This is a genomic window from Mycobacterium bourgelatii (genome assembly GCF_010723575.1).
Classification (GTDB): domain Bacteria; phylum Actinomycetota; class Actinomycetes; order Mycobacteriales; family Mycobacteriaceae; genus Mycobacterium; species Mycobacterium bourgelatii.
This window is the reverse complement of sequence record NZ_BLKZ01000001.1, coordinates 2,474,692-2,499,784: the sequence shown is the minus strand read 5'-3', so window position 1 is coordinate 2,499,784 and position 25,093 is coordinate 2,474,692. Positions and strand designations below refer to the sequence as shown.

General features: G+C 66.7%; 6 protein-coding genes. 4 read left to right on the top strand and 2 right to left on the bottom strand.

Features of this window, described 5'->3' with window-relative positions; genetic code table 11:
• Positions 1-150: 150 nt before the first annotated feature.
• Both pks2 (G6N68_RS11125) and G6N68_RS11120 read left to right on the top strand, forming a co-directional pair.
• Positions 151-6,504, top strand: a complete 6,354-nt coding sequence (pks2, locus tag G6N68_RS11125; protein ID WP_163711632.1) for a sulfolipid-1 biosynthesis phthioceranic/hydroxyphthioceranic acid synthase — start codon at positions 151-153, stop codon at positions 6,502-6,504.
• Between the two features lie 184 nt (positions 6,505-6,688).
• Positions 6,689-8,095 carry a condensation domain-containing protein gene (locus tag G6N68_RS11120; protein ID WP_240355436.1) on the top strand — a complete coding sequence of 469 codons (1,407 nt, stop codon included), beginning with the start codon at positions 6,689-6,691 and terminating at the stop codon, positions 8,093-8,095.
• Between the two features lie 686 nt (positions 8,096-8,781).
• On the opposite strand, the gene G6N68_RS11115 is transcribed toward G6N68_RS11120, so the two are convergent.
• Together G6N68_RS11115 and pks2 (G6N68_RS11110) are read right to left on the bottom strand one after the other, a co-directional pair.
• On the bottom strand, positions 8,782-10,158 hold the full coding sequence (locus G6N68_RS11115) for a condensation domain-containing protein (protein WP_240355435.1): 1,377 nt from the start codon (positions 10,156-10,158) through the stop codon (positions 8,782-8,784).
• Positions 10,159-10,286: 128 nt separating this feature from the next.
• On the bottom strand, positions 10,287-16,559 hold the full coding sequence (gene pks2, locus G6N68_RS11110; protein ID WP_371871690.1) for a sulfolipid-1 biosynthesis phthioceranic/hydroxyphthioceranic acid synthase: 6,273 nt from the start codon (positions 16,557-16,559) through the stop codon (positions 10,287-10,289).
• 952 nt (positions 16,560-17,511) lie between these two features.
• Here pks2 (G6N68_RS11110) and pks2 (G6N68_RS11105) point away from each other — a divergent pair.
• The gene (gene pks2 / locus G6N68_RS11105; RefSeq protein ID WP_163711625.1) at positions 17,512-23,817 is read left to right on the top strand and encodes a sulfolipid-1 biosynthesis phthioceranic/hydroxyphthioceranic acid synthase; all 6,306 of its coding nucleotides are present in this window, start codon (positions 17,512-17,514) and stop codon (positions 23,815-23,817) included.
• A gap of 13 nt (positions 23,818-23,830) precedes the next feature.
• Positions 23,831-25,093, top strand: coding sequence for a glycosyltransferase (locus tag G6N68_RS11100; RefSeq protein ID WP_163711623.1), 1,263 nt, complete (start codon positions 23,831-23,833; stop codon positions 25,091-25,093).

The following is a 25,093-nucleotide window of genomic DNA, read 5'->3' as shown; positions in this document are numbered from 1 at the left end:
ACGCCAAGAACTACTGATTGGCTTCGATGGGGGTCGATGGGTTGTGTGTGCCGGTTGCTGCGGTTTTCGCCCGCACACGTGACCAAATCGGCCATGATCCTCGAAGCGTTATTACGAGCTCGACGCCAGAGATAAGAACCCGAAGTTTTTATGGAGAGAAGAACCACCGTGGATAATTCGCGCGTAACTCCGGTTGCTGTCATTGGTATGGCGTGCCGGCTGCCCGGGGGCATCGACTCCCCCGAGCTGCTTTGGGAGGCGTTGCTGCGCGGCGACGACTTGGTGACGGAGGTTCCCGCCGACCGCTGGGACGTCAACGAATACTACGACCCTGAGCCCGGCGTACCCGGTCGGTCCGTCTCGAAATGGGGCGCCTTCCTCGAGGACATCGGCGGCTTCGACTCCGACTTCTTCGGGATCAGCGAGCAGGAGGCGACCGCACTGGACCCGCAGCACCGGTTGCTGCTGGAAACCTCGTGGGAAGCGATCGAGCACGCTGGCTGCACCCCGAGCAAGCTGACCGATTCGCCGACCGGTGTGTTCGTCGGGATGACCAACGGCGACTACATATTGCGGACCGCCGACGCCAACGCGCTGGACGGGCCCTACGGGTTCACCGGCAACAACTACAGCTTCGCCTCCGGTCGCGTCGCCTACGCGCTGGGACTGCACGGTCCGGCGATGACCGTGGACACCGCCTGCTCGTCCGGCCTTACCGCTATCCACCTGGCCTGCCGGAGCCTGCACGAGAGCGAATGCGAGGTTGCCCTGGCCGGCGGCGTCTCGTTGACGCAGGACCCGCGCCGATTCGTCTCCGGATCGCTGCTGGGCATGGGGTCACCGACCGGCCGCTGCCACGCTTTCGACGTAGCGGCCGACGGGTTCGTCATGGGCGAGGCGTGCGTCGTCGTCATGCTCAAGCGACTGGAGGACGCCCAGCGCGACGGTGACCGGGTCCTGGCCGTCATCCGCGGCACCTCGTCGAACCAGGACGGCCACACCGTCAACATCGCGACACCGTCGGGCCCGGCGCAGGTCGCGGCCTACCGGGCGGCACTGGCCGCCGGTGGCGTGGACCCGGCGACCGTCGGCATGGTCGAGGCGCACGGCACCGGTACCCCTATCGGCGACCCGATCGAATACAAGAGCCTGGCCGAGGTGTACGGCACCGACGGCCCCTGCGTGCTTGGTTCGCTGAAGACCAACTTCGGGCACACGCAGTCGGCCTCCGGCGCGCTCGGCCTGTTGAAGGCCGTCCTCGCACTGCAGCACGGTGAGGTCCCGAAGAACACCAACTTCACCAAGCTGCCCGATGAGCTCGCCGAGGTCGAGACGAATCTCTTTGTGGCGCAAGATCTTACGCCGTGGCCCAGCAACAACGGGCCGCGCCGGGCAGCGGTGTCGTCGTACGGCATGTCGGGCACCAACGCCCACGCAGTGCTCGAGCAGGCCCCCGAGCCCACCGGAGTCACCGGCGACACCTCGACGGGTGCGGGCATCGAGGGCGGCCTGGTGTTCCCGGTGTCGGCCAGTTCAGAGGACGCGCTGCGCCGGACCGCCACGCGGCTCGCCGACTGGGTCGACGCGCAGGGCCCTGACTTTGCGCTCAAGGACTTGGCATACACGCTGGCCCTTCGGCGCGGGCACCGGCAGGTACGCACGGCCGTGCTGGCCAGCACGCGCGAGGAGCTGGTCACGTCGCTGCGCGAGGTCGCCAATAGCGAGGTCCCACACCCCGAGGCCGTCGGTCAGGACGACAAGGGTCCGGTCTGGGTGTTTTCCGGGCAGGGCTCGCAGTGGGCCCGCATGGGCGCGGACCTGCTGGCCAACGAGCCGGTGTTCGCCGCGACCATCGCCGAGATCGAACCGCTGATCGCCGCGGAATCCGGGTTCTCGGTGACCGAGGCGATGACCGCCCCCGAGGTGGTCACCGGTATCGACCGGGTGCAGCCGACGCTGTTCGCCATGCAGGTCGCCATGGCGGCCACGATGAAGGCCTACGGCGTGACGCCCGGCGCGGTGATCGGCCACTCGCTGGGCGAGTCCGCCGCGGCGGTGGTGGCCGGTGCGCTGTCGATCGAAGACGGCGTGAAGGTGATCTGCCGCCGCTCCAAGCTGATGACGCGCATCGCCGGCGCCGGCGCCATGGCGTCGGTGGAACTGCCCGCCCAAAAGGTGATCACGGAATTGATGGCCCGCGGCGTCGATGACGTCGTGGTCGCGGTGGTCGCATCGCCGCAGTCGACGGTTATCGGCGGTGCCACCGAGACGGTTCGCCAGTTCGTGAAGGCCTGGGAAGAACGCGACATCATGGCGCGCGAGGTCGCCGTGGACGTGGCCTCGCACTCGCCGCAGGTGGAGCCGATCCTGGACGACCTGACCGAGGCGCTGGAAGACATCAGCCCGCTGGAACCGGAGGTTCCCTACTTCTCGGCGACCTCGTTCGACCCGCGGGAAGAGCCGTACTGCGACGCCTACTACTGGGTGGACAACCTGCGTCAAACCGTGCGTTTCGCCGCGGCGGTGCAGGCCGCGCTCGAAGACGGCTACCGCGTCTTCACCGAACTGACCCCGCACCCGCTGCTGACCCACCCCGTCAGCCAGACCGCCCGCAGCCTGGACATGTCGGCCGTGGCGTTGGCGGGCATGCGCCGCGAGCAACCGCTGCCTCATGGGCTGCGCGGCGTGATAGGCGACCTGTATGCGGCCGGCGCCGCGGTGGACTTCTCCGTCCTCTACCCCACTGGCCGCCTGGTCGACGCACCACTGCCGGCCTGGACCCAGCGTCAGCTGTTGCTGAACCCCGACGCCAACCAGGAATCACGGACCTACGGCACCTCCACCATCACCGTGCACCCCTTGCTGGGCGCACACGTGCGGCTGGCCGAGGAGCCGGAGCGGCACGTGTGGCAGGGCGAGGTGGGTACCGACGCGCTGCCGTGGCTGGCCGACCACCAAATCCACGGTGCCGCAGCGCTTCCCGGCGCTGCTTACTGCGAGATGGCGTTGGCCGCGGCCCGCGAGGTCTTCGGCGACGCCTCGGAGATCCGCGATGTCCGTTTCGAACAGCTGCTGTTGCTGGACGAGCAGACTCCTGTCGCGGCTTCGGCGACCGTCGAGGCACCCGGTGTGGTGACGTTCGCGGTGGAGACCGAGCAGGAGGGGGAACGCTCACGTCGGGCGTCCGCGTCGCTGCAGGAAATCCCGGAAGACGACCGCGAACAGCCGGCCGCACACGACATCGCCGCCCTGCTGGCCGAGCACCCCGAACCCATCGCCGGCGATGACCTCCGGCAGGGATTCGACCTGCACGGAATCCAGTACGGTCCGGCGTTCGCCGGCCTGGGAACGACGCACACCGCCCCGGAGTCCGGTGTCAGCACCGTGCTCGCAGAGGTTGGAGTGCCGGGCTCGATCCGCGCCCAGCAGGGTGCCTTTGGCGTGCACCCGGCGCTGCTGGACGCGTGCTTCCAGTCGGTGGCCGCGCACCCGATCGTCCGCAATGCCGGCGGCTCCGGCCTGATGCTGCCGCTGGGCGTACGGCAACTGCGGGTCTACGGCCCGCCGCGCAACGCGCGGTACTGCCTGACCACGGTGAACGGGGCCAGTTCGGGGGCCGGCTCGGGTGTGGAAGCAGACCTGGACATCCTGGACGAGAACGGCGCTGTCGTCCTCACCGTCCGCGGGCTGCAGTTGGGGACCGGCGCGTCCCCCGACGCCGAGCGGAACCGGATATTGAACGAGCGGCTGCTGACCATCGAGTGGCACCGGCGCGAGCTCCCTGAGACGGCCCACGCCGAGGCGGGAACGTGGCTGTTGATCAGCACCGGCGATGCCGCGGACCTGGCGGCTACCGAGCTGACCGATGCGTTGAAGGTGCACGACGCGCAGTGCTTCACCTTGTCCTGGCCATTCCAGAGCGACCATGCCGACCGGGCCGCCAAGCTGCGCAGCGAGCTCGAGGCCGGTGGCTTCACCGGTGTCGTCGTGCTCACTCCGAGCAATAAGGACGGCGATCCGTCGGCATCACCCGCTCGCGGCCGTGAATATGTCGAGCACGTGGTGCGCATCGCCCGGGAACTGCCCGAGATCTCGAGCCAGGTGCCGCGGTTTTACGTGGTGACCCGCAATGCACAGCAGGTTGTGTCCGAAGACCAGGTCAACCTCGAGCAGGGCGGGCTGCGTGGTCTGTTACGGGTGATCGGTGCCGAGCATCCGCATCTGAAGGTCACCCACATCGACGTCGACGAGCAGACCGGCGTCGAGCAGGTGGCACGCCACCTGTTGGCCGCCGAGTCCGATGAAGACGAGACGGCTTGGCGCAACGACGAGTGGTACACCGCGAGGCTGAACCCGGCACCACTGCGCCCGGAGGAGCGGCACACCACCATCGTCGAGCACGACCAGGACGGCATGCGGCTGCAGATCCGCAACCCGGGAGACTTGCAGACGCTGGAATTCACCGCGTTCGACCGGATTGCACCGGGGCCGAATGAAATTGAGGTGGCGGTCAGCGCCTCGAGCATCAACTTCGCCGACGTCTTGGTCACCTTCGGCCTGTACAAGACCGCGGATGGCAAGCAACCGCAGCTGGGCACCGACTTCGCCGGTGTGGTGACCGCGGTGGGATCCGACGTGACCGACCTCAAGGTCGGCGACCACGTCGGCGGGCTGTCCCCCAACGGCTGCTGGTCCACCTTCCTCAACTGCGACGCCCGCATGGTCGTCAAGCTGCCCGAGGGCTTGACCGACGCGGAGGCCGCGGCCGTGACGACCGCCAGCGCAACCGCCTGGTACGGGCTGCAGGATCTGGCCCGGATCAGGGCCGGGGACAAGGTGCTGATCCACTCCGCCACCGGTGGGGTGGGGCAGGCGGCGATCGCGATCGCGCGTGCGGCGGGTGCCGAGATCTATGCGACCGCCGGTAGCGAAAAGCGCCGGCAGCTGTTGCGCGACATGGGCATCGAGCACGTCTACGACTCGCGCAGTGTGGAGTTCGCCGCGCAGATCCGCCGCGACACCGACGGCTACGGTGTCGACGTCGTGCTCAACTCGGTGTTCGGTGCCGCCCAGCGCGCGGGCATTCACTTGCTGGCCGTTGGTGGCCGGTTCGTCGAGATCGGCAAACGCGACATCTACGGCGACACCAAGCTCGGGCTCTACCCGTTCCGGCAGAATCTCGCGTTCTACGGCGTCGACCTGGGGTTGATGGCGCAGAGTCAGCCCGCAGCGGTGCGCGAGTTGCTGGGCACCGTGTACCGGCTGACTGCCGAGGGCGTCCTACCCAAGCCCGAGAGCACGCACTACCCGCTGGCCGAGGCGGCCACGGCGATTCGCGTGATGGGCGCATCCGAGCACACCGGCAAGTTGATCCTGGACGTGCCGCACGCCGGGCGCAGCAGTGTGGTGTTGCCGCCCGAGCAGGCTCCGGCGTTCCGTAGTGACGGGTCCTACATCATCACCGGTGGTCTGGGCGGTCTGGGTCTGTTCCTGGCCGAGAAGATGGCTTCTGGATCCGGTGGAGTGGGTGCGGGTCGTATCGTGCTGAGTTCGCGCTCGGAGCCCAGCCAGAAGGCGCTGGAAGCGATCGACTTCATCCGTGCGATCGGCGCGGATGTTGTGGTGGAGCGTGGCGACATCGCCGAGCCGGGTACCGCCCGGCGGCTGGTTGCGGCGGCGACCGCGACGGGCCTGCCGTTGCGCGGTGTGCTGCATGCGGCCGCCGTGGTCGAGGACGCCACCTTGGAAAACATCACCGACGAGCTCATCGCGAAGGACTGGGCCCCCAAGGTGTACGGCGCCTGGTATCTCCACGAGGCAGTGCAGGATCTCGAGGCCGAGCAGCCGCTGGACTGGTTCTGCCTGTTCTCCTCGGCGGCGGCGCTGGTGGGTTCGCCTGGTCAGGGTGCGTATGCGGCGGCCAACAGCTGGTTGGACGCGTTCACGCACTGGCGGCGCGCTCAGGGCCTGCCGGCGACGTCTGTCGCCTGGGGTGCCTGGGGCGAGATCGGTCGCGCGACCACCTTCGCCGAGAAGGCCGGTGGCGATGCCATCACGCCGGAAGAGGGTGCGTATGCGTTTGAGTCGCTGTTGCGCCACAATCGCGCCTACTCCGGCTACGCCCCGGTGCTTGACTCGCCATGGTTGATGGCGTTCGCCCAGCGCAGCCCATTCGCGGAGAACTTCCAGAAGATGGGTAAGAGCCGGGCGGGTGCCAGCCAGCTGCTGGCCGAGCTCAACGAGCTTCCCCAGGAAGAATGGCCGGGGCGGCTGCGTCGGCTGCTCTCGGAGCAAATCGGGCTGCTCCTACGCCGCACCATCGACGCTGACCGTCCGCTCACCGACTACGGCCTGGATTCGTTGGCCAACCACGAACTGCGCGCCCGCATCCAGGCGGAAACCGGGATTCGTATCAGCACCGCCGACATCACCACTATCCGGGGTATGGCGGACTGCCTTTACGAAAGATTGACCGCAAAGGGCGACATCACCGCTGCTTCGTGACGTAGGTCACGACGGCACGGAGTGTGACGAAGGTCTTTTTGACCAATTGACCTCAAAAGGCAACATTGCGGTGCCCTGGTGAGGTAGGAATAGCACTTAAGTACCGACTGCACTGCACTGCAGCGGCCGGAATTGAGGAGAAGCCGTGATCATAGGTGGGGGCTCAGCAGGTACCAGTATTGGTGTGGGAATAGTTCACGAGTGGGAGCCGGGTTCGGGTCCGGTGACGACGTGGGCGCCGACGCCTGGTTCGAAGGCAAAAGCGTTGAAAGCGCCGGCGGTGGATGCGCCGCCGAGTTCAATGCAGGCCGGACACATTATTAACTTTGTTGATTTCCGCGAACGTGGTCTTGATTACTCGCGGTTGGTGATGGGTTCCTGGGAAATGCCGGGGAAGTGCGATATCCGCACGATGACCCACGTGATCAATGCTCACCTGCGTCGGCACGAGACGTACCGCAGCTGGTTTGAATACCAGGACCCCAAGCACATTATTCGTCACGAAATCCAGAATCCTCGTGACATTCAGTTCGTGCCCGTTCACCACGGTGAGTTGACCCAGCCGGAATGGCGGGACCTGGTTCTTGCCACCCCGAGTCCGCTGGAATGGGATTGCTTCCGCCTCGGTGTTATCCAGCACGAGAATCACTGCACGCTGTTCGCGATTGTTGACCACCTGCACTGCGACCCCGCGCTGATTACCGGCCTGTACGTCGAGATTCTGGCCAATTACCAGTCGCTGGTCGCCGGCAAACCGCCGGTGACGCTGGCCGCGACCGCCAGCCACGCCGAGTTCTGCAAGCGGGAAAAGGCCTACGCCGACTCCATGACCCTGGACTCCCCCGAGATCCGCAAATGGGTTGCGTTCGCCGAGGCCAACGGCGGAAACGGCCCCGAGTTCCCATTGCCGCTGGGTGACCAGACAATCCCCTGCGGCGGCGACATGATGGTCATCCCGCTGCTCAGCCCCGAGCAAACCGCGCGGTTCGAAGACGACTGCATCGCCTCAGGCGCCCGATTCAGCGGTGGCCTGTTCGCCTGCGCCGCCCTCGCGCACTACGAATTGACCGGCGAGGAAATCTACCGCGGGCTTACCCCCATCGATAAGCGGCGCACGCCCGAGGAATACATGACGATGGGTTGGTTCACCGGCGTCATTCCCTTCGAAGCAACCGTCGACCCCAACTCCTTCGTCGAAACCGCCCGCTCCATTCAGGCCTCATTCGACGAAAACATCGCCCTCGCGCAAGTGCCTTACGACCGCGTCCTGGAATTGGCGCCCTGGCTCAACAAGTACGGCCCCCAATTCTTCATGATGAACTACATGGACGTCGGCCTGCCGCCACTTTCCGCAGTGGTCGCCACCGCACTCACCGGATCAAATGCAACCGCCTACAACGACGGCAGAAGCCCGGCATACCTCTACATGTCGGTAATCCGCCTCTTCGACGAAGTCTCGCTGCTGATCTCATTCCCGAACAACCCCATCGCCCGCGAATCCGTAACCCGCTACGGCGAAGTCATCAAATCCGTATTCACCCGCGCAGCCGCCGGCGAGTACACAGCACCAGCAGTCCACGCCGCCCGGTAGAACCCGAAATTTTTATTTCGGGTCAGCCGGGGTCCTCGGCAAAGGCGCAGCAGTGGCTTCGTGTTGTCCGATTTGCGAATTGTGATACGAGTCACTATTGCGCTGTCTGCGCCGTAAAGGCAGCGACGGCCCGGTCGGTGTTTTATTGATCTTGACCGAGCGCTGAATGCCGCTTGTTGACGTACGCGCATCTTGTGATTCAGGCGGTTACAGTGCCGATCGTATGATCATGGGCGGCCGAGTCAGTATCTTGGTCGGCCGCTAAACGGCCGGGACTGGGCGCTCAGGCCCCCGCTACCCGCGCAACGCCCGCCCGGTGGGGTAACCACCCTTGGGCAAGCGGGGAGCTAGAAACTAGTGGAGCCGCGGGCCCTGCCGTCGAGGCCGGTTCGGGCCGTCGGTAGCCCCGCCCCGGGGACCTGCCGTTGGCTAGCTAGACACGTGCCAACTACCAGGCGTTATGCCATCTTCAATTCATCACGTGACGTTCGGGTGACCGCACAAATCCGCGCCGGCATGAGCCCTATACAACCCACGTCAAATACGATCCACAGCGCACAAGAGGCCATTGCGGAAGAAATCACGGCACAATCTCAAGACAAACCGCGAATCATGTGCTCCATGGCACGCGAGCCTATTCCACGCGGACCGTTTCCTGCCCGTTTGCCCGGGAAAATTAAATGAACTTACTTTCTTATCGAGTTGCGTGGACTGCTGGTGCTGTGTACTCGCCGGCGGCTGCGCGGGTGAATACGGATTTGATGACTTCGCCGTAGCGGGTTACGGATTCGCGGGCGATGGGGTTGTTCGGGAATGAGATCAGCAGCGAGACTTCGTCGAAGAGGCGGATTACCGACATGTAGAGGTATGCCGGGCTTCTGCCGTCGTTGTAGGCGGTTGCATTTGATCCGGTGAGTGCGGTGGCGACCACTGCGGAAAGTGGCGGCAGGCCGACGTCCATGTAGTTCATCATGAAGAATTGGGGGGCCGTACTTGTTGAGCCAGGGCGCCAATTCCAGGACGCGGTCGTAAGGCACTTGCGCGAGGGCGATGTTTTCGTCGAATGAGGCCTGAATGGAGCGGGCGGTTTCGACGAAGGAGTTGGGGTCGACGGTTGCTTCGAAGGGAATGACGCCGGTGAACCAACCCATCGTCATGTATTCCTCGGGCGTGCGCCGCTTATCGATGGGGGTAAGCCCGCGGTAGATTTCCTCGCCGGTCAATTCGTAGTGCGCGAGGGCGGCGCAGGCGAACAGGCCACCGCTGAATCGGGCGCCTGAGGCGATGCAGTCGTCTTCGAACCGCGCGGTTTGCTCGGGGCTGAGCAGCGGGATGACCATCATGTCGCCGCCGCAGGGGATTGTCTGGTCACCCAGCGGCAATGGGAACTCGGGGCCGTTTCCGCCGTTGGCCTCGGCGAACGCAACCCATTTGCGGATCTCGGGGGAGTCCAGGGTCATGGAGTCGGCGTAGGCCTTTTCCCGCTTGCAGAACTCGGCGTGGCTGGCGGTCGCGGCCAGCGTCACCGGCGGTTTGCCGGCGACCAGCGACTGGTAATTGGCCAGAATCTCGACGTACAGGCCGGTAATCAGCGCGGGGTCGCAGTGCAGGTGGTCAACAATCGCGAACAGCGTGCAGTGATTCTCGTGCTGGATAACACCGAGGCGGAAGCAATCCCATTCCAGCGGACTCGGGGTGGCAAGAACCAGGTCCCGCCATTCCGGCTGGGTCAACTCACCGTGGTGAACGGGCACGAACTGAATGTCACGAGGATTCTGGATTTCGTGACGAATAATGTGCTTGGGGTCCTGGTATTCAAACCAGCTGCGGTACGTCTCGTGCCGACGCAGGTGAGCATTGATCACGTGGGTCATCGTGCGGATATCGCACTTCCCCGGCATTTCCCAGGAACCCATCACCAACCGCGAGTAATCAAGACCACGTTCGCGGAAATCAACAAAGTTAATAATGTGCCCGGCCTGCATTGAACTCGGCGGCGCATCCACCGCCGGCGCTTTCAACGCTTTTGCCTTCGAACCAGGCGTCGGCGCCCACGTCGTCACCGGACCCGAACCCGGCTCCCACTCGTGAACTATTCCCACACCAATACTGGTACCTGCTGAGCCCCCACCTATGATCACGGCCCCTCCTAGATTCCAACCCCTGCACGGTGCTTATGTGCATTCCTACCTCACGAGGTAGGTGCGGCGTTGGCTTTTGAGGTCAATTTGTCGTAAAGAGACTCAGCTAAATCTCGGATCGTGGAGATCTCCACCGTGCTCACCCGGATCCCGGTCTCAGCCTCGATGTGAATCCGCAGCTCCTGGCTGCCCAGCGAGTCCAGACCGTACTCGGCCAGCATGCGGTCCGCGTCGATCGTGCGGCGCAGAATCAGACCGACCTGCTCGGACAAGAAGCGGCGAAGCCGGCCCGGCCACTCCTCTTGGGGCAGCTCATTGAGCTCAGCGAGGAACTTGCTACCGCCGGCCCGACTCTTGCCCATCGATTGGAAGTTCTCCGCGAACGGGCTGCGTTGAGCGAACGCCATCAGCATGGGTGAGCCGATGACGGGGGCGTAGCCGGTGTATGCCCGGTTGTGCCGCAGCAGGGCCTCGAACGCATACGCACCTTCCTCCGGCGCAATCGCGTCCCCGGTCTGTTCCGCGAACTCCGAACCCCGGCCGATCTCGCCCCAGGCACCCCAGGCGACCGACGTCGCCGGCAGGCCCTGAGCGCGCCGCCAGTACGTGAACGCGTCCAACCAGCTGTTGGCCGCCGCATACGCACCCTGACCAGGCGAACCCACCAGCGCCGCCGCCGAGGAGAACAGGCAGAACCAGTCCAACTCGTGCTCTTTGGTCGCCTCGTGCAGATACCAGGCGCCGTGTACCTTAGGCGCCCAGTCCCGCTCGATGAGTTCCTCGGTGATGTTGGCCAACGTCGCGTCTTCGACCACCGCGGCCGCGTGCAGCACGCCACGCAGCGGCAGACCCGTCGCGGTCGCCGCCGTCACCAAACGCTCCGCGGTGCCCGGCTCGGCGATGTCACCACGCTCCACCACCACATCCGCGCCGATCGCACGGATCAGTTCGATGGTTTCCTGCGCCTTTTGGCTGGGCTCCGAGCGCGAGCTGAGCACGATACGACCCGCACCCGCTCCGCCGTTTCCAGAGGCCATCTTCTCGGCCAGGAACAGACCCAGACCGCCCAGACCACCGGTGATGATGTAGGACCCGTCGCCACGGAAGACCGGGGCCTGCTCGGGCGGCAGCACCACACTGTTGCGCCCGGCGTGCGGCACGTCCAGGATCAACTTGCCGGTGTGCTCGGCCGCACCCATCACGCGAATCGCCGTAGCCGCCTCGGCCAGCGGATAGTGCGTGCTCTCGGGAGTCGGCAGCTGCCCCTCGGCGGTCAGTCGATAGACCGTGCCCAACAGCTCGGAAACGGCCGCCGGCTGACTGGCCGCCATCAACCCCAGGTCGAGGTAGTGGAACGTGAGGTTGTGTCGGAACGGGAAGAGCTCCATGCGCGTATTGGCGTAGACGTCGCGCTTGCCGATCTCGACGAAGCGGCCTCCGACCGCCAGCAGCTGGATGCCGGCGCGCTGGCCGGCACCGGACACCGAGTTGAGCACGATGTCCACGCCGTAGCCGTCGGTGTCGTTGCGGATCTGCTCGGCGAACTCCACGCTGCGCGAGTCGTAGACGTGCTCGATGCCCATGCTCCGCAACAAGTCTCGGCGCTGCTCGCTCCCCGCGGTGGCATAGATCTCGGCCCCCGCGGCGCGCGCGATCGCGATCGCCGCCTGCCCCACCCCACCGGTGGCGGAGTGGATCAGCACCTTGTCCCCGGCCTTGATCCGGGCCAGGTCCTGGAGCCCGTACCAAGCGGTCGCCGTCGCGGTGGTCACCGCCGCGGCGTCGCCGTCGCCAAGGCCCTCTGGCAGCTTGGTGGCCAGCCGCGCGTCACAAGTGACGAACGTGGACCAGCAGCCGTGGGATGACAGGCCGCCGACGTGGTCGCCGACCTTGAGGTCGGTCACGTCGGGCCCCACCGCAGTCACCACACCGGCGAAGTCGGTGCCCAGCTCCGGCAGCTTGCCGTCCGCGGTGTGGTACCGGCCGAAGGTGACCAAGACGTCGGCGAAGTTGATGCTCGACGCGCTGACCGCCACCTCGATCTCCCCCGGCCCGGGCGGCACCCGGTCGAACGCGGTGAACTCCAGCGATTGCAGGTCGCCGGGAGTACGGATGCGCAGGCGCATGCCGGCCTCCGCGAGATCGACGACGGTGCTGTGCCGCTCTTCGGGACGCAACGGCGCCGGGCTCAGCCTCGCGGTGTACCACTCGTCATTACGCCACGCGGTCTCGTCTTCCCCGGACTCGGACAGCAGGAGCTGGCGGGCCACCTGCTCGACGCCGGTCTGCTCGTCGACGTCGATGTGGGTGACCTTCAGATGCGGATGCTCGGCACCGATCACCCGCAGCAAGCCGCGCAGGCCGCCCTGCTCGAGGTTGACGTCATCGTCCGACAGCACCTGCTGCGCATTGCGGGTAACCACATACAGCCGCGGTGCGTGGCCCATGATCTCCGGGAGCTCGCGGGCGATACGGACCAGGTGCCCGACGTAATCACGGCCACGCGCGGCTGACTCGGCGTTGTCGGTCTTCGGTGCCGTGAGCACCACCACGCCAGTAAAGCCACCGTTTTCCAGCTGCGCGCGCAACCGCTCGGCGTTGGCCTCATGGTCGGCCTGGAACGGCCACGACAGGGTGGTGCACTGCGCGTCGTGCACCTTCAACGAATCGGTCAACTCGGTCGCGACCAGGTCCGCGGCGTCGCCGGTGCTGATCAACAGCCACGTTCCCGGCTCGGTGTGCCCTTGCTCGGGTAGTTCGCGCTGGAGCCACTCGATGCTCAGCAACCGCTCACCCAGGATCCTGTCGCGCTCGGCCTCCGGCGACGCGCCGGTCCCCATCCGCAGCCCGCGCACGGCCAGCACGACCGTGCCGTGCTCGTCCAGCACGTCCAGGTCGGCTTCCAGGCCCGAACCCGCCCCCGAACTGGGCCCCTTCACCGTGGTCAGGCAGTAGTGGGCATGACGAGCCGGTCCGTACGCCCGCAGTCGGGCCACACCCAGCGGCAGCAACAAGCCGCCGCCGGCGTTGCGAACACTGGGGTGCGCGGCGACGGACTGGAAGCACGCGTCCAGCAGCGCCGGGTGCACACCGTAAGAACTCTGCTGGGCACGGATCGAACCCGGCACCGCAACCTCGGCCAGCACCGTGCTGGTGCCCGCCTCCTCGGCGACGTGGGTGGTACCTAGGCCGGTGAAGGCACGGCCGTACTGAATACCTCGCAGGTCGAAGGCCTGCCGAAGCTCGTCACCTTCCACTGGGTTGGGGTGCGCGGCCAGCAGGGCGGCGATGTCATGCGCCGCCGGTGGCTCGTCATCCTCGGAGACCCCCTGTAAGACGGCGGACGCGCGACGCGAGCGTGCCCCTTCCTCATCGGTCTCCACCGCGAACGTCACCAGACCGGACGCCTCGACCGTCGCCGAAGCACCGATGGAGGTCTGCTCGTCGAGCAAGAGCAGCTGCTCGAAGCGCACGTCGCGAACCTCGGACGCCTCGCCCAGCACGGTGCGGGCCGCTGTCAACGCCATTTCGCAGTAGGCGGCGCCCGGAAGCGCTGCGGCACCGTGGATTTGGTGGTCGGCCAACCACGGCAGCGCCACGGTACCCACCTCGCCCTGCCACACATGCCGCTCCGGCTCCTCGGCCAGCCGCACGTGGGGCCCCAACAACGGGTGGACCGCGACGCTGCTCCCGTGCGCGAGGCGGTCGGTGGTGTCGTTGAGCAGCAGGCGCCGGTGTGACCATGCCGGCAGCGTCGCGTCGACCAGTCGGCCGGTCGGGTACAGCACCGAGAAGTCGATCGCCGCGCCGGCCGCGTACAAGTCACCCAGCAGCCCGCGCAGCCCATCCGGCAGCGGCTGTTCGCGGCGCATGCTGGCCAACGCCGCCACCGACGAGTCCAGGCTGCGGGCCGTTTGGTCGACCGCGTGGGTCAGCAGCGGATGCGGGCTCAACTCGGTGAAGACACGGAAGCCATCCTCGAGGGCCGCCTGCACCGCGGCGGCGAACCGGACCGTGTGGCGCAGGTTGTCCACCCAGTAGTAGGCGTCGCAGTACGGCTCTTCCCGCGGGTCGAACGAAGTCGCCGAGTAGTAAGGGACCTCCGGTTCCAGCGGGCTGATGTCTTCCAGCGCCTCGGTCAGGTCGTCCAGGATCGGCTCCACCTGCGGCGAGTGCGAGGCCACATCCACGGCGACCTCGCGCGCCATGATGTCGCGCTCTTCCCAGATCGCCACCAGGTCACGCACCGTCTGGGTCGCTCCACCGATCACGGTCGACTGCGGCGACGCCATCACCGCGACCACGACGTCGTTGATGCCGCGCGAGGTGAGTTCGGAAAGCACTTGCTGCGCAGGCAGTTCCACCGACGCCATGGCACCGGCCCCAGAGATCCGGGTCATCAGCTTGGAGCGCCGACAGATCACTTTCACGCCGTCTTCGACCGACAGCGCTCCGGCCACCACCGCCGCGGCGGACTCACCCAGCGAGTGGCCGATCACCGCGCCCGGCGTCACGCCGTAAGCCTTCATCGTCGCGGCCAACGCGACCTGGATGGCAAACAGCGTCGGCTGCACCCGGTCGATACCGGTGACCACCTCGGGCGCCGTCATCGCCTCGGTCACCGAAAACCCGGACTCCGCGGCGATCAACGGCTCGATCTCGGCGACTGTCGCGGCGAACACCGGCTCGTTGGCCAGCAGGTCGGCACCCATGCGCGCCCATTGCGAACCCTGCCCGGAGAACACCCACACCGGACCCCTGTCGTCCTGACCGACCGCCAGCGGGTAAGGAGCGTCGCCATTGGCGATTTCCAGCAGTGCCCCGGACAACTCTTCGGGCGTGCTGGCCAACACGACGGTGCGTACCTGCCGGTGTGAGCGCCGAAGGGCCAGCGTGTACGCCAAGTCCTTGAGCACAAAGTCAGAACCCTGCGCGTCGACCCAGTCGGCGAGCCGCCCCGCGGTCTGGCGCAGCGCCTCCTCCGAACTGCCCGACACCGGGAACACCAATTTGCCGTCTAGGCCGGCGCCCCCATCGGCCGAGGAGTCACCCGGCGCTTCGGGGGCTTCGGGCGCCTGCTCCACGATGGCGTGCACATTGGTACCCGACATGCCGTACGACGACACCGCAGCCCGGCGAACCCCGTCGTCAGCGACCTCGGGAAACGGCGTGACCTCTTGTGTCACAAAGAGATTCGTCTCGATCTCCGCCATTTCGGCGGGCATCTCGTTGAAGTGCAGGGTCCGCGGAACCACCCCGTGCTGCACGGCGAGAACCGCCTTCATCAGGCCCAATGCGCCGGCAGTCGACTGGGTGTGCCCGAAGTTGGTCTTCACCGATCCCAGCGCGCAGGGGCCGTCGGTGCCGTACACCTCGGCCAGGCCCGCGTACTCGATCGGGTCGCCCACCGGGGTGCCGGTGCCGTGCGCCTCCACCATGCCGACGGTCTTGGGGTCCACGCCCGCCGCGGCCAACGCGGCGCGGTAGGCCGCGACCTGTGCGCTGCGTGACGGCGTGACGATGTTGACCGTGCGGCCGTCCTGGTTCGCGGCCGTGCCGCCGATCACGCCCAGAATCCGGTCTCCGTCGCGCTGGGCGTCGGGCAACCGCTTGAGCAGCAGCACGGCGGCGCCCTCACCGACCACGAACCCGTCGGCTTCCACGTCGAACGTGTGGCAGCGTCCGGTGCGGGTCAACATGCCGTTGGCCGAGCCGGAGGCGAAACGCCGGGGCTCGAGCATCGCGTACACGCCGCCGGCGAAGGCGAGGTCGCTCTCGCCGTCGTTCAAGCTACGGCAGGCCAGGTGCGTAGCAAACAAACTCGACGAGCATGCCGTGTCGACCGTGACCGCGGGACCGCGGAGTCCGAGCGCGTAGGAGACCCGCCCGGATGCCATGCAGGAGTTGGTTCCGGTGTTGCCGTACGGACCCTCCAGGGTTTGGGTGTCGGCCTGCACGAACGCGTAGTCGGTGTGCATCAAGCCGATGAAGACACCGGTCAGCGAATCCGCCAGCTTGGCCGGCGTCAGACCTGCGTGTTCCATGGCCTCCCACGAGGTTTCCAGCAGCAACCGGTGCTGGGGATCCAGCGCGGTGGCTTCCGTTTCCGGGATGCCGAAAAATTCGGGGTCGAAGTCGCCGATGTTGTCCAGGAACGCGCCCCACTTGCAGTGCGAGCGTCCCGGCACGCCCGGCTCGGGGTCGTAGTACTCGTCGATGTCCCAGCGGTCCGGTGGCACCTCGGTGACCAGGTCGTCGCCGCGCAGCAACGCCTCCCACAGCTGGTCGGGAGAGTCGATTCCCCCGGGAAGCCGGCACGCCATGCCAATGACAGCAACCGGAGTTACGCGCGTTCTATCCACGGTCCTTCTTCTCTCCGTACGTATTTCTTCAAGTTCTTATCACTGGGCCAGAGCTCGTATCAGCGCTTCACCAAACATCGCCAAAATTCGTTACGCGCAGGAAAAGGCCCCCGCAACCAGCACACACATCCCCTCAACCCCCATCGGTGCCGATCACTAATTCTTGGCGCCATCAGAGCCTAGCCGCTCTGCTATGCACGCGTGGAAAAATCGGTGCGTACGTACAAGAAATTTGACGACGTGCGTACCAGAACTTGCGCTGACGATCATGGCATTCGCCAACGGTCCGCCGAACGTGGGCCCGGCGGCCGAAAAGGGGACGCGACCGGTGCGGATGGCATACGCTCGACGGGCTGTCTCCCCCGGTTCGGCAACGTCTCGCCGACCGTCGACCATGAGTGCTCCCCCGCAATAACGGGCCATTGTCGCTGCTCTGCAGCGAGCACCACGAGTGCGGAAACCCCACTACCACTGGCCGGGCAAACGAAGACCCGCAGCGCGGCGACGCCACGCCGATCCTGGCTCCCCTCCCCGCCGCATTGGCCGCTCACCAGCGCCTTTTGGCCATAAACTGCGCGAAAGCCAGACCGTGGCGACCATCACACCGACGGCGGTACCGGCGGCGCCTTGACCGTGGTGCGGCACCGCGTCTATGCACTTGCACACACTCAGCAAAATTTTTGTACGTACGCACGATTTTTCCTCGTGGCCGGACCCAACCAGCTACGCTCGGATCACGCCAAAGACGAATGGTTGGTGTCGACGCGAAGGTTGCGATCGCGCGCGACGCGGCGATGTTCCTTCAGTGCGGACGGAAAAGCGACCGGTTTTCCCGCAGTCGCTGGTGCGAACTCGAAGGTCCGCTAATAGGAACTGAGCACGGGTAGGGACACGGGTAGGAGAGGTGAACGCCGTGGACAAGACAGTTGTCACTCCGGTTGCCGTCATTGGTATGGCGTGCAGGCTGCCGGGGGGCATTAACTCTCCCGACGAATTGTGGGAGGCGTTGCTGCGCGGCGACGACCTGGTCACCGAGGTTCCCCCGGACCGCTGGGACATCGACGAGTACTACGACCCCGAGCCGGGCGTTCCGGGTCGGACGGCGTGCAAGTGGGGCGCGTTCCTGGACAACGTCGGCGACTTCGATGCGGAGTTCTTCGGCATCAGCGAGGTTGAAGCCACCGCAATGGACCCGCAGCACCGCCTGCTGCTGGAGACCGCCTGGGAGGCGATCGAGCACGGCGGTCTACCCCCGGAGAAGCTGGGGGGCCTGCGAACCGGCGTGTTCATGGGGTTGATGCACGACGACTACCAGTTCGTGCATGCCGATGCCCAGGCGCTGGACGGGCCGTACGGATACATGGGCAACAGCTTCGCCATGGGGTCCGGGCGGATCTCCTACGCCCTGGGCCTGCGAGGTCCCGCGCTGACGGTAGACACCGCATGCTCGTCGGGCCTCACCGCAATCCACCTGGCCTGCCGCAGCTTGCACGACGACGAGAGCGACGTCGCGCTGGCGGGCGGCGCTTCGGTGATGTTCGAACCACGCAAACAAGCTTCGGGCTCGGCCATCGGCATGTTGTCACCGACCGGACGCTGCCATGCGTTCGACGTCGCGGCCGACGGGTTCGTGGCCGGCGAGGGCGTCGTCGTCGTGCTGCTCAAGCGGCTCGAGGACGCCCAGCGCGACGGCGACCGCATCATGGCGGTGATCCGCGGCACGGCGTCAAACCAGGACGGTCGCACGGTCAACATCGTCACCCCGTCCCGGCCGGCGCAGGTCGAGGCGTATCGGGCGGCGTTGGCCGCAGCGGATGTGGACCCCGCCACCGTCGGCATGGTGGAGGCGCACGGTCCCGGCACCCCCGTCGGCGACCCGATCGAGTACGCCAGCCTGGCCGAGGTGTACGGCACCGAGGGCCCCTGTGCGCTCGCGTCGGTGAAAACCAACTTCGGACACACCCAGTCGGCCGCCGGAGCGCTGGGGCTGATGAAAACAGTCCTCTCCGTGCAGCACGGGGTGGTTCCGCCGAACCTGCACTTCACCCGCATGCCCAAGGCGCTCGCCGAGATCGAAACAAATCTCTTTGTGCCGCAAGAGGTTACGCCGTGGCCGAGTAAAGGCGAAGACACCCCGCGGCGGGCTGCGGTGTCGTCATACGGATTTTCCGGCACCAACGTACATGCGATCCTCGAGCAGGCGCCGACCGACGGGGCACCCGAAGTCGTTGCGCCAGCGGATACCCCGGCCCTGGACGGAATGCTGTTCTTCCCGCTGTCCTCCAGTTCGGACGAGGCGCTAGCCGAAACCGCTACCCGACTTGCCGATTGGGTCGACGCACAAGGACCCGAGTTTTCGATCACCGACCTCGCCTACACGCTGTCACGCCGGCGTGGGCACCGCCGGGTGCGCACGGCCGTGCTGGCCAGCACGCGGGAGGAATTGTCCGCAGCACTGCGCGAGGTCGCCAGCAGCGAGGTCCCGCATCCGCCCGCGGTCGGCCACGACGACCGGGGCCCGGTCTGGGTGTTTTCCGGGCAGGGTTCCCAGTGGGCGCGCATGGGTGCGGACCTGCTGGCCAACGAGCCGGTGTTCGCCGCGACCATCGCCCAGATCGAGCCGCTGATCGCCGCGGAGTCCGGATTCTCGGTGACCGAGGCGATGACCGCCCCCGAGGTGGTCACCGGCATCGACCGGGTACAGCCGACGCTGTTCGCGATGCAAGTCGCGTTGGCCGCGACGATGAAGTCCTACGGCGTGACGCCCGGTGCGGTGATCGGCCACTCGCTGGGCGAGTCGGCGGCATCTGTGGTGGCCGGTGCACTGTCGATCGAAGACGGCGTGAAAGTGATCTGCCGCCGCTCCAAGCTGATGACGCGCATTGCCGGCGCCGGCGCCATGGCATCGGTGGAACTGCCTGCGCAGCAAGTGCTTTCCGAACTCACCGCGCGCGTCATCAACGACGTCGTGGTGGCGGTCGTGGCGTCACCGTCCTCCACCGTCATCGGTGGGGCGACGCAAACGGTTCGTGACCTGGTGGCGATCTGGGAAGAGCGCGGCATCATGGCGCGCGAGGTCGCCGTGGACGTGGCCTCGCACTCGCCGCAGGTGGAGCCGATCCTCGACGAACTGACCGAGGCGCTGGAAGACCTGAGCCCGCTCGAACCGGAAGTTCCTTACTACTCGGCGACCTCGTTCGACCCGCGGGAAGAACCGTACTGCGACGCCTACTACTGGGTGGACAACCTGCGCCACACGGTCCGGTTCGCCGCCGCGGTGCAGGCCGCACTCGAAGACGGCTACCGCGTCTTCACCGAACTGACCCCACACCCGCTGCTGACGCATCCGATCGATCAGACCGCCCGCAGCCTGGACATGACGGTGGCGGCTCTCGCCGGGATGCGCCGTGAACAGCCGCTGCCCGACGGGCTGCGCGGATTGCTGGGTGACTTGTACGCGGCCGGTGCGGCGATCGACTTCTCGGTCCTCTACCCCGGTGGCCGCCTGGTCGACGCACCACTGCCGGCGTGGAGTCAGCGCAGCCTGCTGTTGACCCGCAGCGGTCACGACGCTCGCGCCAACGGCGGTTCCCTCATCGCGGTGCATCCCCTGATGGGGGCACACGTGCGGCTGGCCGAGGAGCCGGAACGGCACGTCTGGCAGGGTGAGGTGGGCACCGCCGCGCTGCCCTGGCTCGACGATCACCAAATCCACGGCGCCGCAGCGCTTCCCGGTGCCGCCTACTGCGAAATGGCGCTCAACGCGGCCCGCACCGTGCTCGGCACCGCCGCCGAAGTGCACGACATCCGCTTCGACCACCCGTTGCTGCTCGACAAGGAAACCCCCGTCGGCATCACCGCGACGTTCGAGGCACCCGACTCCGTCAGCTTGGTGGTGGAGACCAACCGGGACGGGAGATACGACCGCCAGGCGTCCGCGGTCCTGCGCCCCAGCCAAGACGAGCAGCCACCCGCAAAGAACGTGGCCGATCTGCTGGCCAACCACCCGGATCAGGTGAACACCGCCGAGATTCGTACCTGGCTGAGCAAGCGCGGTCAGCGCCTCGGCCCGGCCTTCGAAGGTCTCACCGCCGCGCACATCGCCGAGAGCGCGGGTAACACCGTCCTGGCCGAGGTCTCGCTGCCGGGACCGCTGCGCCCGCAGTTGAGTTCCTACGCGCTGGTGCATCCGGCGCTGCTGGATGCGTGCTTCCAAGCAGTGGCCGCGCACCCCAGTGTCGGCAGCGCCGTCAACGGTGGTCTGCTGCTGCCGTTGGGCGTTCGCCGGCTGCGCGCCTACGGTTCCGTTCGCACCGCCCGGTACTGCTACGCGACCGTCACCGCATGTGCCGCGGGAGGCGTCGAGGCCGACCTGGAAGTCCTGGATGAACACGGCAACGTGCTGCTGGTCGCGCGGGGGCTACAGCTGGGCGCCGGGGCGTCCCGAAGCAGCGAGCGCGACCGCGTCCTGGGCGAGCGGTTGCTGACCATCGAGTGGCACCAGCACGAACTCCCCGAGAAGCCCATCACCGAGCCTGGGACGTGGCTGCTGGTCAGCACCGGCGAAGCGACCGACATGCTGGCCGCGGAGCTGACCGATGCGCTGAAGGTGCACGACGCGCAGAGCACCACGCTGTCCTGGCCGTTCCACGCCGACCACGCGGCCAACGCCGAACGGCTGCGTGCCCAGCTGGAAGCCAGCGCGTTTGCCGGCGTCGTGGTGCTCACCGCACCGAAGAGCGGCACGGATGAAGAGGCGGCGGCCCGCGGCCGCGAGTACGTCGAGCACCTGGTGCGCATCGCCCGCGAGCTCCCGGAGATCCTGGGCCACACGCCGCGGCTCTACGTGGTGACCCGCGATGCGCAGCGGGTGTTGTCCCACGACGACGTCAACCTGGAGCAGGGCGGCCTGCGCGGCCTGCTGCGGGTGATCAGCTCGGAGAACCCGCACCTGAAGGTCAGCTACATCGACGTCGACGAGCACACCGGCGTGGATCCCCTGTCGCGTCAGCTGCTGCTGGCGACCGACGACGACGAGACCGCCTGGCGCAACGACGAGTGGTACACCGCGCGGCTCTGCCCGGCCCCGCTGCGCCCCGAGGAACGTCGGACCACCATCGTTGACCACGCCGAGGGCGGGATGCGCCTGCACATCCGCACCCCGGGTGACTTGGAGACGCTGGAGTTCACCTCGTTCGAGCGGGTACCACCTGGCCCGGGTCAGGTCGAAGTGGCGGTCAGCGCGTCGAGCATCAACTTCGCCGACGTTTTGGTCGCCTTCGGTCGATACCAGACCATCGACGGACAACAACCGCAGCTGGGAACCGATTTCGCCGGTGTGGTGACCGCGGTGGGCCCCGACGTGACTCACCTCGCGGTCGGCGACCACGTGGGCGGCCTCTCCCCCAACGGTTGCTGGTCCACGTTCGTCACCTGCGACGCACGCCTGGCCACCAAGTTGCCGGACGGCTTGACCGACGCCGAGGCCGCGGCGGTGACCACCGCGACGGCGACCGCTTGGTACGGGCTGCAGGACCTGGCCCGGATCAGGGCCGGGGACAAGGTGCTGATCCACTCCGCCACCGGTGGGGTGGGGCAGGCGGCGATCGCGATCGCGCGTGCCGCGGGGGCCGAGATCTTCGCCACCGCGGGCAGCGAGGAGCGTCGGGAGCTGTTGCGCGGCATGGGCATCAAGCATGTCTACGACTCGCGCAGCGTGGAGTTCGCCGAGCAGATCCGACGCGACACCGACGGCTACGGCGTGGACATCGTGCTCAACTCGCTGACCGGCGCCGCGCAACTGGCCGGCGTCAAGTTGCTGGCCCTCGGCGGGCGCTTCATCGAGATCGGCAAGCGCGACATCTACTCCAACACGCGCCTTGAGCTCTTCCCCTTCCGGCAGAACCTCGCGTTCTACGGCGTGGACCTGGGGTTGATGGCGACGAGCCACCCCGCCGAGGTCAGCAAGCTGTTGAGCACGGTGTACCGGTTGACCGCCGAGGGCGAGCTACCCAAGCCGCAAAACACGCACTACCCACTGGCCGAGGCGACCACCGCGATCCGGGTGATGGGTTCGGCCGAACACACCGGCAAGTTGATCCTGGACGTGCCGCGGGTGGGACGCAGCAGTGTGGTGCTGCCGCCCGAACAGGCCCCGGTGTTCCGCAATGATGGCGCGTACATCATCACCGGCGGTCTGGGCGGTCTGGGCTTGTTCCTGGCCGAGAAGATGGCTTCTGGAAACGGTGGAGCGGGCGCCGGCCGCATCGTGCTCACCTCCCGCTCGGCGCCGAGCCAAAAAGCCTTGGAGACAATAGAGCTCGTTCGTTCAATGGGCTCCGACGTGGTGGTCCAATGCGGTGACATCGCCCAGGCCGACACCGCGGCAGCGCTGGTCGCCACGGCCACCGCGACGGGTCTGCCGTTGCGCGGCGTGCTGCATGCGGCCGCGGTGGTCGAGGACGCCACGTTGCCCAATATCACCGAGGAACTCATCGAGCGGGACTGGTCGGGCAAGGTGCACGGGGCCTGGCATCTGCACGAGGCGACCAAGGAACACGAACTGGACTGGTTCTGCCTGTTCTCCTCGGCGGCCGCACTGGTCGGTTCACCGGGGCAGGGCGCGTACGCGGCAGCCAACAGCTGGCTGGACGGTTTCACGCACTGGCGGCGGGCGCAGGGCCTGCCCGCGACCTGCATCGCCTGGGGCGCGTGGGCCGAGATCGGCCGGGGGTCGGAGTTCGCCGAAAATTCCGGCGATGCGATCAGCCCCGAGGAAGGTGCGTACGCGTTCCAGGCGTTGCTGCGCCACAACCGCGCCTACACGGGCTACGCCCCGGTCATCGGCTCGCCCTGGCTGCTGGCCTTCGCTCAGCGCAGCACCTTCGCGGAGAAGTTCGCTTCACTGGGGCAAACCCGCTCGGGGGCAAGCAAGTTCCTCGCCGAACTCAGCGAACTCCCGAAGGAAGAGTGGCCCGCCCGGTTGCGGCGACTGCTGTCCCAGCAAGTCGGCCTGATTCTGCGGCGCACCATCGACGCGGACCGCATGCTCGCCGAGTACGGTCTGGACTCGCTCAGCAGCCAGGAACTGCGCGCCCGAGTCGAGGCCGAGACCGGCATCCGCATCACCGCCACCGACATCAACACGACGGTTCGGGGCTTGGCGGACTTGATGTTCGAAAAGTTGGCCCCCAAGGGGGACGCGCCGGCGCCCGCCTGACGTCAACGTGCCCATGAAATTTGTCCTGGCAGTCCACGGCACCCGTGGCGATGTCGAGCCCTGCGCTGCGGTTGGCATGGAATTGCAGCGACGCGGGCATGACGTGCGGATGGCGGTGCCGCCCAACCTGATCGGGTTCGTCGAGGCCGCGGGACTCACCGGGGTCGCCTACGGACCGGACTCGGGGGAACAGATCAACGCGGTCGCGGCTTTCACGCGAAACCTCACCAGAGCGCAGAATCCGCTCAACCTGGTACGCGCCGCCAAGGAGCTCTTCGTCGAAGGCTGGGCGGAGATGGGTGAAACGCTGACCGCGCTGGCCGCCGACGCCGACCTGCTGATGACGGGCCAGACGTACCACGGCGCCGTGGCCAATGTTGCCGAGTACCACGACATTCCACTGGCCGCATTGCACCATTTCCCGGTGCGGGTCAACGGCCAGGTCGCCATCCCGTGGATACCGACGCCGGAACCGCTGATGCGCACGTCGATGAAGGCGTCCTGGCGGTTGTATGCGTATGTCAGCAAGGACGTCGATCGGGAGCAGCGCCGTGCGTTGGGCCTGCCGGTAGCCACCGCGCCCGCGGCGCAGCGGATGTTGGAGTGCGGGGTCCCCGAAATCCAAGGCTACGACCAGGCTTTGTTCCCCGGGCTCGCCGCGGAGTGGAACGCGCAGGGGACGTCTTCCGTTACCAGGCCATTTGTCGGGGCGTTGTCAATGCAGTTGCACACCGAACCCAACGAGGAGCTGGAGTCGTGGATTGCCGCCGGAGCACCGCCCATCTACTTCGGATTTGGCAGCACACCGGTGCAGTCTCCGGCCGAAACGGTGGAGATGATCTCGCAGGTTTGTGCCGAGCTGGGTGAACGAGCGCTGATCTATTCGCCCGGATACTCCGGCGCTCCTCCTGCCGATCACGTGAAACTCGTTGGGCTGATTGACTATGCGGCCATCCTGCCGAAGTGCCGCGCGGTGGTTCACCACGGCGGGGCCGGGACCACCGCAGCCGGCTTGCGCGCCGGGATGCCGACGCTGATCTTGTGGGACGTGGCCGATCAGCCGATTTGGGCCGGGGCGGTGCAGAGGCTGAAAGTTGGCTCCGCCAAACGCTTCACGAACATCAGTCTTAAGTCGTTGCGCAAGGAACTGCGTGCCATCCTGGCACCGGAATACGCAGCCCGGGCCCGCGAGATTTCAAAGCAGATGGTGCAGCCGGCCGACGCGGTCGCCGCCGCCGCCGATGTGTTGGAAGAAACGGTGCGCGTCAGCGCGTAA

What these genes read in the sequence shown, in the direction of transcription:
- pks2 (WP_163711632.1), top strand. Translation starts at nt 151, where the DNA reads ATGGAGAGAAGAACCACCGTGGATAATTCGCGCGTAACTCCGGTTGCT.
- pks2 (WP_371871690.1), bottom strand. Translation starts at nt 16,559, where the DNA reads ATGGCGTGCCGGCTTCCCGGGGGAATCGACTCTCCCGACCAGCTGTGG.
- G6N68_RS11100 (WP_163711623.1), top strand. Translation starts at nt 23,831, where the DNA reads ATGAAATTTGTCCTGGCAGTCCACGGCACCCGTGGCGATGTCGAGCCC.